At 62.5% G+C, this 13,546-nt stretch carries 13 protein-coding genes, 2 tRNA genes and 2 rRNA genes; 7 read left to right on the forward strand and 10 right to left on the reverse strand.

The window, feature by feature from the left end; translation table 11 throughout:
• Together KBY73_RS03020 and rrf are read left to right on the forward strand one after the other, a co-directional pair.
• Window positions 1-99: ribosomal RNA gene (locus KBY73_RS03020) — 23S ribosomal RNA — on the forward strand; the annotation flags it as partial.
• Between the two features lie 112 nt (window positions 100-211).
• Window positions 212-328, forward strand: a 5S ribosomal RNA gene (gene rrf, locus KBY73_RS03025).
• Window positions 329-475: 147 nt separating this feature from the next.
• Here the strand turns inward: rrf and KBY73_RS03030 are convergent.
• The 4 genes from KBY73_RS03030 to KBY73_RS03050 all read right to left on the reverse strand — a co-directional run bounded on the left by KBY73_RS03030 (window position 476) and on the right by KBY73_RS03050 (window position 3,491).
• The gene (locus tag KBY73_RS03030) at window positions 476-910 is read right to left on the reverse strand and encodes a DUF4440 domain-containing protein (protein WP_254935645.1); all 435 of its coding nucleotides are present in this window, start codon (window positions 908-910) and stop codon (window positions 476-478) included.
• Window positions 907-2,349, reverse strand: a complete 1,443-nt coding sequence (gene mtnC, locus KBY73_RS15030; protein ID WP_315858395.1) for an acireductone synthase — start codon at window positions 2,347-2,349, stop codon at window positions 907-909. The genes KBY73_RS03030 and mtnC overlap by 4 nt, the downstream gene beginning before the upstream one ends.
• Window positions 2,328-3,173, reverse strand: coding sequence for a DNA-formamidopyrimidine glycosylase (locus KBY73_RS03045; protein WP_254935646.1), 846 nt, complete (start codon window positions 3,171-3,173; stop codon window positions 2,328-2,330). Before KBY73_RS03045 ends, mtnC begins: the two co-directional genes overlap by 22 nt.
• 108 nt (window positions 3,174-3,281) lie before the next feature.
• Complete coding sequence (locus KBY73_RS03050) at window positions 3,282-3,491, reverse strand: photosystem I reaction center subunit IV (RefSeq protein ID WP_106502000.1); 210 nt, start codon at window positions 3,489-3,491, stop codon at window positions 3,282-3,284.
• Window positions 3,492-3,641: 150 nt separating this feature from the next.
• Between KBY73_RS03050 and KBY73_RS03055 the strand changes: the two genes are divergently transcribed.
• Both KBY73_RS03055 and KBY73_RS03060 read left to right on the forward strand, forming a co-directional pair.
• On the forward strand, window positions 3,642-4,682 hold the full coding sequence (locus tag KBY73_RS03055; protein ID WP_254935647.1) for a hypothetical protein: 1,041 nt from the start codon (window positions 3,642-3,644) through the stop codon (window positions 4,680-4,682).
• A gap of 77 nt (window positions 4,683-4,759) precedes the next feature.
• Window positions 4,760-6,265 carry an ATP-dependent DNA helicase RecQ gene (locus KBY73_RS03060; RefSeq protein WP_254935648.1) on the forward strand — a complete coding sequence of 502 codons (1,506 nt, stop codon included), beginning with the start codon at window positions 4,760-4,762 and terminating at the stop codon, window positions 6,263-6,265.
• A gap of 40 nt (window positions 6,266-6,305) precedes the next feature.
• Here the strand turns inward: KBY73_RS03060 and KBY73_RS03065 are convergent, their stop codons facing one another.
• The 4 genes from KBY73_RS03065 to KBY73_RS03080 all read right to left on the reverse strand — a co-directional run bounded on the left by KBY73_RS03065 (window position 6,306) and on the right by KBY73_RS03080 (window position 9,687).
• Window positions 6,306-7,799, reverse strand: a complete 1,494-nt coding sequence (locus KBY73_RS03065; RefSeq protein ID WP_254935649.1) for a LysM peptidoglycan-binding domain-containing protein — start codon at window positions 7,797-7,799, stop codon at window positions 6,306-6,308.
• A 125-nt stretch (window positions 7,800-7,924) separates the two neighbouring features.
• Complete coding sequence (locus tag KBY73_RS03070) at window positions 7,925-9,274, reverse strand: aldehyde dehydrogenase family protein (protein ID WP_254936190.1); 1,350 nt, start codon at window positions 9,272-9,274, stop codon at window positions 7,925-7,927.
• Window positions 9,275-9,523: 249 nt separating this feature from the next.
• Window positions 9,524-9,595 (reverse strand) — tRNA-Thr (locus KBY73_RS03075).
• 10 nt (window positions 9,596-9,605) lie between these two features.
• Window positions 9,606-9,687 (reverse strand) — tRNA-Tyr (locus KBY73_RS03080).
• A gap of 37 nt (window positions 9,688-9,724) precedes the next feature.
• On the opposite strand from KBY73_RS03080, the gene aroQ reads away from it, so the two are divergent.
• Genes aroQ through KBY73_RS03095 form a run of 3 tightly spaced genes read left to right on the forward strand, consistent with a single transcriptional unit; the run spans window position 9,725 to window position 11,738 of the window.
• Window positions 9,725-10,165, forward strand: a complete 441-nt coding sequence (aroQ, locus tag KBY73_RS03085; RefSeq protein ID WP_254935650.1) for a type II 3-dehydroquinate dehydratase — start codon at window positions 9,725-9,727, stop codon at window positions 10,163-10,165.
• The gene (locus KBY73_RS03090; RefSeq protein WP_254935651.1) at window positions 10,165-10,779 is read left to right on the forward strand and encodes a tRNA-(ms[2]io[6]A)-hydroxylase; all 615 of its coding nucleotides are present in this window, start codon (window positions 10,165-10,167) and stop codon (window positions 10,777-10,779) included. Before aroQ ends, KBY73_RS03090 begins: the two co-directional genes overlap by 1 nt.
• Window positions 10,780-10,820: 41 nt before the next feature.
• Window positions 10,821-11,738, forward strand: coding sequence for a cation diffusion facilitator family transporter (locus KBY73_RS03095; protein ID WP_254935652.1), 918 nt, complete (start codon window positions 10,821-10,823; stop codon window positions 11,736-11,738).
• Window positions 11,739-11,753: 15 nt separating this feature from the next.
• Here the strand turns inward: KBY73_RS03095 and KBY73_RS03100 are convergent, their stop codons facing one another.
• Window positions 11,754-12,914: an HD-GYP domain-containing protein gene (locus tag KBY73_RS03100; RefSeq protein WP_254935653.1), complete on the reverse strand. Its 1,161-nt coding sequence runs from the start codon at window positions 12,912-12,914 to the stop codon at window positions 11,754-11,756.
• Window positions 12,915-12,958: 44 nt separating this feature from the next.
• Window positions 12,959-13,519, reverse strand: a complete 561-nt coding sequence (locus KBY73_RS03105) for an acireductone dioxygenase (protein ID WP_254935654.1) — start codon at window positions 13,517-13,519, stop codon at window positions 12,959-12,961.
• Window positions 13,520-13,546: the final 27 nt, after the last annotated feature.

A 13,546-nucleotide genomic window follows, 5' to 3' on the forward strand; every position in this document is an offset into this window, starting at 1 on the left:
CCAGTAAGGTCACGGGAAGAACACCCGTTGATAGGCTCTATGTGGAAGCGCAGTAATGCGTGAAGCAGAGGAGTACTAATAGACCGAGGGCTTGACCAAAACTCAGGCTCTAAACAAAAGCTTGTTTCCAGTTCACAATCACCTGACTTTAAGGTTGAGTGATTTTCTTACCTATGTAGTTCTCAGGGTTCAACCTGAGGATGAATACTTTCCTGGTGTCCATGGCGCAGTGGAACCACTCCGATCCATCTCGAACTCGGCTGTGAAACGCTGCAGCGGCAACGATATTTGGGGGGCAGCCCCCTGAGAAAATAGCTCGATGCCAGGTAAAACATTCATCCCAATCAACTTCATCTTGCTCTTGAAAGAGTTTGTGTAAGTTGACTTAAAAGCCACCCCTAAGGGTGGCTTTTTTGTTGGTTAAGCTTCTTGGGTGGCCTTGGTAATTACAGCGGCTGCGGCTCAGGAACGCAACTCAGGAACGATGCACATGGACGTGTTTCCAGATGCCATCTATTCTCTGCCAAACACGGGTCTCGCAGCAGCTAGCGGTAACGGCTGCTCCGTCGACCATCTTCTGGGTGAGACGGGTGTAGCTCAATACGGCGGCGTCGGGACTGATCCAGCGAATATGTGGTCTGGCCATGCTCACCTGTATTGGGGCTGGAGGGCCGCTCGGCGCTGCTGCTGGTAAGTCGAAATAGAATTGATGGAAGGCAAGGCCCTCTGCGAGGACCCCATTGGTCTCTGCTTCGAAGCAGGTGAGATCTGCGCTGCAGTGGTTGGCATAGGTGAGCCAATCACCGTTTACGACGCTTTCAAGCAGGGTTTGGTTGAGGCAGATCAACTGCTTCTCGTTTGTCTGCGCCGCCCCAGCTTTTGCATCAATATCCTGATTGCCTTGATTCATGGGTTTAGCTCCAGGTCTTGGAATGAGCTGATCCTCTCAAACCGACTCACCGCTTGTGCCGAATTGCCTGGGCGGATGCTGAGCAGGGCCTGCATGCCGCTGGCCGCCGCCGCTTCGCATTCGGCCAGGGTGTCACTTATAAACAAAATTTGGTGGCTTGGAACATCAAGCGACTCGGCAATCTTTATGTAGCTGCTCTGATCCCGCTTGCTGCCGACGCGGGTGTCAAACCAGTGCCCAAATAGCGACCTGAGATCTCCACCACTGCTGTATCCGTAGATCAGCTGTTGGGCTCCAACTGATCCAGATGAATAGACCGCCAATTGCAGTCCGGCTGCATGCCACTGCCGAAGGGCGCCTGGTACATCTTCAAACAGCGGACCCTGAAGGTTGCCACCTTGGTAGCCAATTTCCCAGATCATCCCCTGCAGCTCTTTGAGTGGTGCGAGCTTGCGATCCTTTTTGATCAGCCAATGCAGGTACTTCAAAACACCCTCTCTCCAGCCTGATTGCCCCTGCTGCCGCATTGACTGAGCTTCGGGATCTGGATCTTCCGCCCAGGCTTTCTCCACTTCCGCTAGCAACTCTTGAACCTCCGGGTCCTTGTGCCGCCCGTTCAAAAAGCTGCCGAGATGTTCAGCTGCATAGGGGAAAAGGGTGGCTGATACAAAACTCACCGGGCAGGTGGTGCCTTCAATGTCAAGCAGCACATGGCTCAAGCCATGCCGTTGCACAACTGCCCTGCCGTGCTGTCTGCCGCTTAGCCCCTGAAGCAACACTTGGCGCCAGTGTTGCTCCAGCAGAAACTCCAGAATCTCGAGATGTCTTCGAGCTGTTGTTAGATCTTTGCCCCAGGCATAGAGCCCATGCCCCGCAATCAGTAACCCATAGGGCGCTGCCGCGAGGTGGGCTTCCGCGTTGCTGCGCAGTCGTGCCAGATCCTGATCGTTAGCCAGTACTGGAATTGAGACGCTGGTGGCGTGGGTGACCACACCTTCAAGTCCTTTAAGCATCTCCAGGTCCTGGAGCACTAGGAAGGCAGCCCCTTGTTTGGTGGGTGCGTAGTGCTGGGACAGCAGGGTTCCCGCTTGGGAATGGGTGTGCAGCACCGCACCGGCTCCACAGGTCTCCACAAGGCCGAGGTGCAGGGCGGTTTCGGCGCTGGCCCGCCCGGTGCCTTTCAACACTGCCCCAGCAGCATCGACCACGATCAGCTGCTCTGGGGCAACGTTGCCCTTATCCACCCCGCTTGGGGCCATCAGCAACTCCAGCGGCTGCCACCGCAAAACGCAGCTGAAGTTGCCTCCTGTGCCATCGCACCAACCGCGGCGATGGATAGCGGCCATCGTCGCGCTGAGCTGTTGAGCTAATTCGGCTGTTTGTGATGCGGTGCTATCCACGCAAGCTTGCGGTTGGTTCAATGCTGGCAGCTCGGGCACCAGTGGCTGCTGCGCCCGCCGAGTTTCTCGCGTTGGACGGGGGTGTTGCAGCGGCGGCAGGGTTCGCCGCCACGCCTGTATACCCAGGCCACGCCACCGTAATTGCCGTTGTTGCCCTTGAGGTCGCGGAAGTCGCTGAAGGTTGTGCCACCAGCGCCGATGCTGGTTTCAAGCACCTCCACCAGGGCCTGGCGCAGGCGCTCCAGCTGCGAGATGCCAAGGCTGCCGCTGGTGGTGGCGGGCCGAATTCCTGCAGCAAACAGGGACTCATCGGCGTAGATGTTGCCTACCCCCGCCACCAGCGCTTGATCCAGCAGGGCATTTTTGATTGGCCGCCTCGAGCCCCGCAGCCGCTCTGCCAGGTAGGCCGCGTTGAAGGCTGGGCTGAAGGGCTCGGGCCCCAGCCGCCCCAGGCCCGTGATTACCGAGTCCAACGGTTGGCCTGGCGGTACCCACCACATCTGGCCGAAGCTGCGGGTGTCTACGAACCGCAGCTCCTGATTGCTGGCAGCAAACAGTTGCACGCGGGTGTGGGAGCAGGCCGGTTTCGGTGTTTCCAGCCAAAGGAATTGGCCGGTCATGCGCAAATGCACGCCCCAGCTGCCAGCCTCTTCACCCCCTCGACTGAGCTGGCTCATCAGATATTTGCCACGTCGCGACCAGGTGCCAACTCGACACCCGCATAAGGCCGCAGCGAATGCAGCGGGGTCGACCGGGCTGGCTATGGCCCTAGCCCGGTGCACCTCAACCCTGCTGATCTCAAAGCCTTGGGTCTGCTGCTCGAGACCCCGCCGCACGGTTTCAACTTCGGGTAATTCCGGCATTGGCTTAAGCGCTTGCCCAGCAAAATGCCCGCGCAACCAAAAGTTGCACGGGCTTTAAAGAGGCCTGGAAATCTTCCTGGAACTTGGACCCCAAGAGGCTGAAGTGGTTCAGGCCTTTTGGAGTTCGCTCTCGGCGAAGTTGTTGGTGTTGATGCCGCCTTCAGAGCCGCTGTAGCCGTTGTAGTTCACCTTCTCAAAGCGAACCACCACGGGGTAGCGGATGCCGGAAGTGTCGATCGAAGCGACGGTGCCGACTTCGTTGAACCAGTAAGACTCGGGGCGCTTGATGCGCACCTTGTCGCCGCGGGAGATTGCCATCGCTGCGCTTTAGATCGGGTGGCTGCCAGAGCGAAGATACCCGCGCAGGAGGTTGGCTTCACCAAGGGCGTCATGATTTGTCGCCCTTGGTGAGACGTTGGCTGCCCATGGCACCATCGACAGCACAGCAGCCCGTCCTTTCCCATGGCCATGGACCCGATGGAGGTCCCGGCGCCGCCGGTGCTCAACCTCGAGCTGCCCGACCCCGAAAGTGACACCATCAGCACGATGGAATTTCTGGCCAGGCTTGAAGAAGCCTGGGCCGTGTGCGATCGCTTCGACCTGCAGACCGAAATCTGGCGCGGGCGGATTTTGGCGGCGGTGCGGGACCGGGAAAAGCGTGGCGGTGAAGGGCGAGGCACGGGCTTCCTGCAGTGGCTCCGGGAGCGGGAGATCAGCAAGACCCGGGCCTACACCTTGATTCAGCTGGCTGAGTCGGCTGAGAGCTTGGTGGGTGGCGGCCTGCTTGAGGAAACCAGCGTCAACAACTTTTCGAAGCGGGCCTTTCTGGAGACGGCCCAGGCCGACCCGGAGGTGCAGCAGATGATCAGCGAGGCGGCCAATGAGGGTCAGCAGATCACCCGTAAGCAAGTGCGTCGTCTTAGCGATGAGTTCACAGCCGCCACCAGCCCCCTTTTGCCCGAGGAGATCCGCCAGCGCACAGCTGACAATCTCCTGCCACCGCGGGCTGTGGCTCCCCTGGTGAAGGAGCTGGCCAAGTTGCCAGAGGACCAGCAGGAGGACCTGCGCAAGGTGTTGCGCGAGGAGCCGGAGCTGGAGCGAGTCAAGGAGGTAACCAGCACGGCCCGCTGGTTGAGCAAGGCGGCGGAGGCAGCTTTGGCGGTGCGGGCTTTTCAGCAGGGGGAGCTCGATTTCGAGAAGGCGCTGCAGGAGGCTCAGCGACTCGATGCCCTGGGCTTGCTGGCCGATGCGGTGGGCCAGGCCCAGGCCCTGGAGAGTGCCGTGCTGAAGCTGCACACCAGCTGGCGGCGGCTCGGGGGCCTGCAGGAGCGCCTCTGGGTGGAGAGCGGCAGCAGCACGCCCCACCTGCGCGAACTGCTCACTGCCTTGCAGTCGCTCAGCGGCAGCACCCTGCGGGTTTCCCTGGGGGAGCTGGCGGGGGGCAAGCGGGTGCGCTTGCAACTAGTGGAGGAGTCGCCGGAGCAGCTGCCACCACCACCCCTGCCGTGACCACCCCTGCCATGAGCGGCCCCTAGCACCGCATCTGGTGGTCGCTATGGTCGGTGAGCACTACGGGTAGGGCCCAATTGCCTTCTGGCCCCGCTGATCCCCTGGCGCTGGCCCTGGAGCGCCATTTCGGCTGGTCCGAGTTCCGTCCCGGTCAGCGGCCGGTGGTGGAGGCCCTGCTGGCCGGCCAAGACTGCCTGGCGGTGCTGCCCACTGGCGGTGGCAAGTCGCTTTGCTATCAGCTGCCCGCCTTGGTGCGTGGTGGGCTGGTGCTGGTGATTTCTCCGCTGGTTGCCCTGATGCAGGACCAGGTGAGCCAGCTGCAACGCCGAGGCATCCCTGCCGCCTGCCTGCATGGCGGCCTGGCCTTGCCGGAGCGGCGCCAGCTGCTGCAGCGGCTGCGCGATCACAGGCTGCGGCTGCTTTATCTGGCCCCGGAGCGGCTGCAGGGGGAGGCCACCCGCCAGCTGCTCGACGACGTGCTGGAGAGCGGCCAGCTGGTGGCACTTGCGGTGGACGAGGCCCACTGCATCAGCGCCTGGGGCCATGATTTCCGCCCCGACTACCGCCGCTTAGGCCAATTGCGGGCTCAGTGCCCTGGGGTGCCCCTAGTGGCGCTCAGCGCCACCGCAGCCCCCCAGGTGCGGGCCGACATCATTCGCCTGCTGCAGCTGCGGCGACCGCTGATCCAGGTGCGTTCTGCCCGCCGCACCAACCTTGTGTACGGCATGCAGGTGCGCCCGCCCGATCCCCTGCCCCTAGTGCTGGCGGAGCTGGGGGCATCCCGGGGCGCCGTGCTGATCTACGCGCGCACTCGCCGCTCGGTGGAGCAATGGGCAGCTCGCTTGACCGGGGTCGGGGTGGAGGCGATCGCATATCACGCCGGCATGGACCCCGAAAGCCGCCAGCTGGCCCTGGAGCATTTCCAGCTGCAGCCGCGGCCGGTGCTGGTGGCCACCGTGGCCTTCGGCATGGGAGTGGATCGATCGGATGTGGGACTAGTGCTGCACCTGGACCTGCCGGCCAGTCCGGAGGGGTATCTGCAGGAATCGGGCCGGGCCGGCCGGGATGGGGAACTGGCGCGCTGCCTGGTTCTCTACGACCCGGCTGATCGCACCAGCTTGGGCTGGGCAATTCGGGGCGTGGGGGCCCAGCGCCAACAGGACCAGCAACGGCTGGAGCTGGCCCAGCAACAATTGCGGCGGATGGAAGCGGTGGCGGAGGGCGAGGGCTGCCGGGAGCAGGCGCTGCTGCTGGCCGTAGGAGAACTGGCGGCTGTCTGCGGCCGCTGCGACAACTGCCGCAACCCCCGTGAAAGTCGGGATTGGTCTGTTGAGGCGCACCAGGCTCTGGAGGTCTTGGAGCTTCGTCCCGGCCGCGATCTACGCAACCTGGCTGAGGAGCTCGCATCCGCCGTGTCGGCAGAGCAGCGACAGCAGCAAGAAGCGAGCTGGGGGTGGCTGCTGCGGCGGCTGGCCCAGGAGGAATTGCTCAGCGAAAGCGATGACGGCGCCCAGCGGCTCTATCTGCGCGCCTCGGGCCGGCGCTACGTGCGCCAGCCCTGGCCACTCCACTGGGCTGCCTGACTGGGCTGGCTGATTGGGGGTGCTTGGCTAGCCGGTTGGATTAGCTGGCCCGGGCCTTACAGATATCGCTGATTAGCTGCTCCTCAAAGTCGCTCTGGGGTGCATCCCAGCTCTTCCATTGGCCTGATTGGCTGGTGGCATTGAGCTTGCGGGCTCCGCAGTTGACCGCCAAATAAACGGGCTTGCCATCGCCGTTGAGGGTTGGGGCTACAAAACTGCCCCCCATGGGTTGCCAGTTGGCCCAGTCCACCTGCAGCGGGCCGTAGCTGCGCCAGTCGGGCCCTTGGGGCTTGCTGCTGCTGGGCTTGCTGCCAGTGCTCGGCCGGCTGGCGGGGGAGGTGGTTGCGGTAGTCGAAGTGGTTGCGGCTTTGGCGATCGGCGTGGCAACGACAGGTGAGGGCTTGGGGGTGGGTTGGATTTTTGGCTGGGCCGCTGCTTGTAGGACTGGTTTTGCGGCGGGTTGCACGCTTTGTTCAACAGGCTGTTGAACAGCTTGCTGAACGGGCTGTTGAACGGATTGTTGAACTGGTTGTCGTATGGCCTGTTGAACGCTGGGTGTGGGCCGGGGAGTGGGTTTGGGGGCCGGCACGGCTATGGCTACAGCGGGAGTCACGGTTGTGGTCGCTGCTGTGGTCACGGTGGGTTTAGGGGCTGGCGTTGCAACTGGCGTTGCCTTTGCAACTGGCGTTGCCTTTGCCACTGGCGTTGCCGCAGGCTTGGGCTTTGCCTGGGCTGCTGGCTTTGGAGTGGCCTTCACGGGAGGCGGGGCTTGCAGTTTCAGGCGGGTGCCGGACACCACCAGATCGGGGTCGTCGATTTTGTTGATGGCAACTAGCCGCTCAACCGGCAGCCCGTAGCTGCCGGCGATGGTGGAGAGGCTCTCGCCGCTGCGCACCATGTGTTCCTTGGCGTTGCGCGGGGCCGCTGTGCTGCGGGGGGCGGCCGATGAGGAAGGACGCCCAGGGATGGCCAGGCGTGTTCCCGCCACCACCAGATTTGGATTGCTGATCCCGTTTACCTTGATCAGCTGCTCGGTGCTGGTGCCGAAGCGATCGGCGATTTCTGAAAGGGTTTCACCGCTTTTCACCGTGTAAGGGGCGGTGGGCAGCGCTCGGGGAGCGGCGGCCGCCGTTGCCCGGCGAGATCCAGGCAGCACCAGCTTTTGGCCTGCTACCACCATGTTGGGGTTGGTGATGCCGTTGGCCTGCATCAACTGGTTGAGGCTGACCCCCTGGCGATCGGCGATGTCGGAGAGGGTGTCTCCAGGCTGGACGGTGACACTGCCGCCCCTGGAGCTCCCAGCGCCAGCGGCGCTACTGCCTGGCAGCCGCAAGCTCTGGCCCGCCACCACCAGGTTGGGGTTGCTGATGCCATTGGCCTGCATTAGTCGGGTGAGGCTGACGCCGTGGCGGTCGGCAATTTCCGAGAGGGTTTCGCCTGGCTTCACCACCACGTTTGCCAGGGCTGCCGCAGGGGCCAGACCCGGGAAGGGCAACACCACCGCTAGGGCCAGGGCGGCAAGGGAGCGACGCATCGGCACCACGTATAGGTACGGGAACGTTAAGGGCGTTGTCTCGTCCCATCCAGTCCCCCGATCGTCTTCAGCGCATCAAAGCTTCTGATCGTCCTGCCTTTGCCCCCCCAATCGTCGTGCCCCAATTAGCCCAGCAGCCGCTTCACCAGGGCCAACTTGCCCGCATAGGGGGGGTAGCGGAAGGGCAGATCCAGCCAGAAGGGGCGCCGCAGCACCGTGCGGCGGTGCGAAAAGGTGAGAAAGCCAGCTTCGCCGTGGTAGCTGCCCATGCCGCTTTCGCCGACGCCGCCTAAGGGCAGGGCCGCCGCACCCGCCTGCATCACCACATCGTTGAAGCAGACGCCACCGGAGCTGGTGGTGTCCAGGGTGCGCTGCTGGGCGGCTCGATCGTGGCTGAACAAATAGAGCGCAAGGGGCTTGGGCCTCGCCCTCACCTCGGCCAGGGCGGCTTCCAGGTTGGCTACTGCCAGCACGGGCAGGATTGGGCCAAACAGCTCCTCCTGCATCAGCGGATCGTCGCCGGATTCGATCGCTACCAAGGTGGGTTCGATGCGCCGGCGGCTGGGATCGCTGCGCCCCCCCGCCAGCACCTGGCCGCGGCTGCGCGCTCCCGCCAGCAGGGCCTCCAGCCGCTGGAACTGGGCTTCATTGACGATGCAGCCCATGTCCTCGCTGGCGAGGGGATCGCTGCCGTAGAAGCGCTGCCATTCGGCGGCGATAGCTGCAACTAGCGCTTCCCGCACGGCTGGTTGCACCAGCAGGTGGTCGGGAGCGATGCAGGTTTGACCTGCATTGAGACCCTTGCCCCAGGCCAGGCGCTTGGCGCTGGTGGCGATGTCGGCATCGGCAAGCACGATCGCCGGACTCTTGCCGCCCAGCTCCAGGGTCACGGGGGTGAGATGGCGGGCGGCGGCGGCCATCACCAGCCGGCCCACCCGGCCGCCCCCGGTGAAAAGGATGTGGTCAAACTGCTGCTCCAGCAGCTCGGCTGCCACGGCCCCATCGCCGGTGACCACCTGCACCACCTCGGCTGGAAAGGCCAGGGGTAGGCAGCGGGCCAGGAGTGCGGAGATGTGGGGCGCATGTTCTGAGGGCTTGAGAACGGCCGTGTTGCCCGCCGCCAGGGCGCTCACCAGCGGATGCAGGCAGAGATGGAATGGGTAGTTCCAGGGGCCGATGATCAACACGCAGCCCAGAGGTTCGGTCTGCACCCAGGCTTGGCCGGGCCGCAGGGCCAGATCCAGCCCAATCGGCCGCGGTGCCATCCAGCGCTTCAGCTGACGCCGGGTGAGGGTCAGCTCCTGACGCACCGCTATCAGCTCAAAGGTGGCCTCGAGGGGCGGTTTGCCAAGGTCGGCCGCCAAGGCTTCGAGCACTGCCGCCTCCTGATCGCGCAACAGGCCTTCCAGGCGATCTAGCTGCTCCAGCCGCCAGGCCAGGCTGCGGGTGAGGCCCGCGCTGACGGGTGTCCGCATTGCCGCAATCGGCGTTGCTAGGAGAGGGGTTGCGGTTGGGGAGGAGGTCAAGGGGCGGGCCGCGTGTCAGCCCAAGCTGGCAAATTGCTTGCGGCTTCGGCTGCTCAGAGCCAAGCCAGCCCCTGCAGCATTTTGCAAAGCAGCTGCAGGAACATGACCTGGTCTTCCACGATCAGGCAGCGAAGGGTCACCCAGATGGAGCCGATGAACCATTTTGCTTGAGGAGCGGTGCCAGCCCCTCTTTTTGTAAGCCCTTGACGAGATTTGAACTCGTGACCTCTCCCTTACCAAGGGAGTGCTCTACCACTGAGCTACAAGGGCATGTGGAAGGTGGGCCGGGTTGGATTTGAACCAACGTAGGCAGAGCCAGCGGATTTACAGTCCGCCCCCATTAACCACTCGGGCACCGACCCGAACCACACCCGAAGAACTTACCAGCCGACCTTCTCCATGCAGCTGCTCGCTCTCCACGGTCCCAATCTCAACCTGCTGGGCACCCGTGAGCCGGGTGTTTATGGCAGTAGGACCCTTGATCAGGTCAACGCTGAGCTGGAGAGTCGCGCCCAGGCCCTGGGGGCGGCGATCAGCTGCTTTCAGAGCAACCATGAAGGCGCCCTGGTGGATCGCATCCACGAGGGCCGAGGCAGCGTGGATGGCATTTTGATCAATGCCGGCGCTTACACCCACAGCTCAATTGCCCTGCGCGATGCCCTGCTGGGGGTGGCGATTCCCTTCGTGGAATTGCACTTGAGCAACACCCACGCCCGCGAGCCATTTCGGCACCATTCCACCCTGGCCGATAAGGCCCTGGGCGTGATCTGTGGCTTTGGGCCGCTCAGCTACACCCTGGCCCTGGAGGGGCTGGTGGCCCACCTGCGAGCCCAGCCTTGATGGCCCGGGTTAAGTGGCTGACGGCTCCCACCAGCCCCGCCTGGCTGGAGCAGGCGATTGCCCAGCCAGAGCTGCTGTTGATTGACCACGCCCACTGCGAGCGCAAGGCTGCCGGCGTAGCCCTGCAGTTGATGTTCCGTTACCCAAGCGAGGTTGGCTTGGCGGCCGCCCTTAGCCCTCTGGCACGGGAGGAGTTGGAGCATTTCGAGCAGGTGCTGCAACTGCTGCAACGGCGCGGCGCAGCCCTGCGCCCCCTGCCGGCCCCGGCCTACGGCTCGGCACTCACGGCTCAGGTGCGCAAGGGCGAACCCCAGCGCATGCTCGATTCCTTTTTGGTGGCTGGCTTGATTGAGGCCCGTAGCCATGAGCGCATGGCCCTGCTGGCGGCCCATAGCCCCGATGCCGAGCTGCGAGAGCTGTATGGAGAGCTGCTGGCCAGCGAAGCGCGCCATTTCGGCCTCTACTGGCTGCTCTGCGAAGAGCGCTTCGGCCGTGAGGCCACGGTGGAGCGGCTGCAGGAGCTGGCGACGGCGGAAGTCGCTGCCCTTACAGGCGATCTCGCCGGCGCAGACCAGGTGCGGATGCACTCGGTGGGGGTTGATTTGGTGAGCTGACTTCGGCGGACAGCACCGCCCACCTGACCTACAAAAGGTTGATGAGCCATCCAGCGGTGGGCCGCCAGCGGCTGCCTCGCCACATCCAGCATGAACATCGAGATGGCAATCCAGCCGCCTTTCGCTGGAGTGTGTTGCTCAACAGCGGCCTCTCGGCTTTGCAGCTGGCCATTGGCATCGGCTTTGGCTCTTTGGCCCTGATCGGTGATGCCCTACACAACCTCGGCGATGTGGCGGGGTTGCTGCTGGGCTGGGGGGCTGAGCGCCTCAGCGCCCTGCCCGCCAGCAGGCAATTCACCTACGGATTTGGCCGCAGCACCCAGCTGGCTTCGATGATCAACGCGGCCTTGATCTTGATGGCATCCGCCGTTGTGATCGTGGAGGGCGTGCAAAGACTGGCCAAGCCGGTGGAGCTAACCCCTGGCCCGGTGGCGGTGGCGGCCCTGTTGGGCATTGCGGTGAACCTGGGCTCGGCTGGTTTGTTTGGCCACAACCACAGCCACGATCTCAACCGCCGAGCTGCGGTGGTTCACCTGCTCACCGATGCGGCGGTGAGTGCAGCGGTGCTGGTTAGCGCCCTATTGATTCAGTTCACCGGCATCCACTGGCTTGATCCCTTCACCGGTATTGGCGTGGGCTTGGCCGTGGCCTGGACCGGCTGGAGCCTGCTGCGTCAGTCGGTGCTGGTGAGCCTTGACGGGATCCCGCCAGGCATCGATCGAGATGCTGTGGAACGCACCTTGGCCGAGCTGCCAGGGGTGGCGGCGGTGCATCACATACATATTTGGGGCATGAGCACCTCCCAGACGGCTCTGACGGCGCACCTCCTGCGCGATCCCCAGCAGGTAGACGACATGTCCCTACTGCATAGAGCAAAAGCTGAGTTGGCCCAGCTGGGCATCGACCATTCGACCCTGCAGCTTGAGCCTCTGCAGCTAGAGCCTGACCATCTTCATTAAGTCAGGAGCTTTAGCTCAGCTGTCTTTGAATCGATCGCGGATGGTGTTGATCTCAGGGAGATGGCACTTCAAGGCCTGAACGCAATCGCCATCGATCTTGCCCCTTTCAACTAAGCGCTCCAGCTCACCAATGGCCGCCTCCACAGACCAGGGCTCTTTATAAGGCCGGTGACTTGTGAGGGCGTCGAGAATGTCGGCGACGGCGATGATCCTGGCCTCTAGGGCGATCTCAGCGCCTTTAAGCCCATTGGGGTAGCCGCTGCCATCGAGACACTCGTGGTGCCCGGCCACCACGTTGCGCATCACCTGGGAGTCGGGCAGGGTGTCAAGTCCGAATTCGCCGATCATGCGCTCTAGCACGTCAATACCCTTTTGAACGTGGGTATTCATCAGGGCTCGCTCTTCGGGGTTTAGACCGCCGGACTTGAGCAGAATGCTGTCAGGAATGCCGATTTTGCCAATGTCATGCAATGGTGCAAATAAATAAAGGTGCTCTATGTATTCATCGCTTAAGTCGTGGTGAGGGGCTAGCTCCCTGGCGATTAGGCGGGAGTAATGAGCCATGCGCTCAAGATGATTGCCGGTTTCAAAGTCGCGGAGGTTGGCAAATTCGCGAGCAACTTGAGCTGATGTGGTAATCGAGCGAACTAAATTTAATTCGTTTGAGATTGTTAGGCTGATCAGGGTATTATAAACCTCAAGGCTGCGTTGAATCTTTTTGCTGAAAGCAGCTGGCTTCAATGAGTCGTAGAAAAGGAAGCCGATAAACTCCTGCCTCTCGTATAGGGGCACGGTGAAGGAGGAGCGGTAGCCCTCGTTTAGGAGCCATTGGGAGTGAGGATGGGTAGGACTTACGACATCGGCGATTTCATCCAAAATCCGAATGCTACGGCTAGCTGCTAAGGCGCTGAGGGAGGCACTTTCGGCAAGGCGAAACTCATATCCTTTGATGGCTTCGCCCTTGCGAGTGCTGTGCACAAAGGTTTTGAGCATGTCATCGCTGGGTTCGTATAGAGCGCAGGCGATGCGGTCTACATCAGGAACCTGCTCCAGTAATTGCTCGTGCAGCTGGCGCAGTCTGAAATTGAGGTCATCTCCAACTTGACGGATCAGGCTGGCAGCTTCCTTATTCCTCTCGGGCTCAGGAGGGGAGAGATGGCTGGGCGGAAATGTCATTTGGAAAGAAAATCCATAACTTCTTTTTCGCTCCAAACCAAACTCTAAGTGGCTAACTCGTCGAGGCGGGGGTATTGGTCGGCGATTTGATCGCCGGTAAATTCGGCCACCCAGCCTGTGGGGTTGTCGAAGAAGCGCAGGGCGCAGAAATGGGGTTCGGGACCCATGTCAAACCAGTGCTTCGTGCCAGCCGGCACGGAAATCCAGTCGCCCGCTTCACAGAGCAGCTGCAGCACCGCATCGCCGATGTGCAGGCAGAAAAGGCCGCGGCCCTCTATGAAAAAGCGCACCTCGTCTTCGCTGTGGGTGTGCTCGGCCAGAAACTTCTGGCGCAGGGCTTGGCGGTCGGGATGGTTTGGTGTGAGGCGAATCGCATCCACCGTGGGGTATGAACCGCCGGCCTGCACCCGCGCGATTTCGGTGGCGTAGACAGCCAGGATTTCGGCCGGATCGGCATCCGGGGCCAAGCCGCCCTCGACGTGCCAGCGCTCAAAGCCAATGCCCATTGCCGCCAGGGTGGCGGCGATTGCGGCCGGATCACTACTGCTGAGGTTTGGTGCGGCTGTTGCGGCTGGGCCGGTGCCAAATACCTGCAGAAGAGTCATCGGGCCAGATCACGGTCTTTTCCCAGC

This window comes from Cyanobium sp. Tous-M-B4 (assembly GCF_024345395.1).
Lineage (GTDB): Bacteria > Cyanobacteriota > Cyanobacteriia > PCC-6307 > Cyanobiaceae > Cyanobium_A.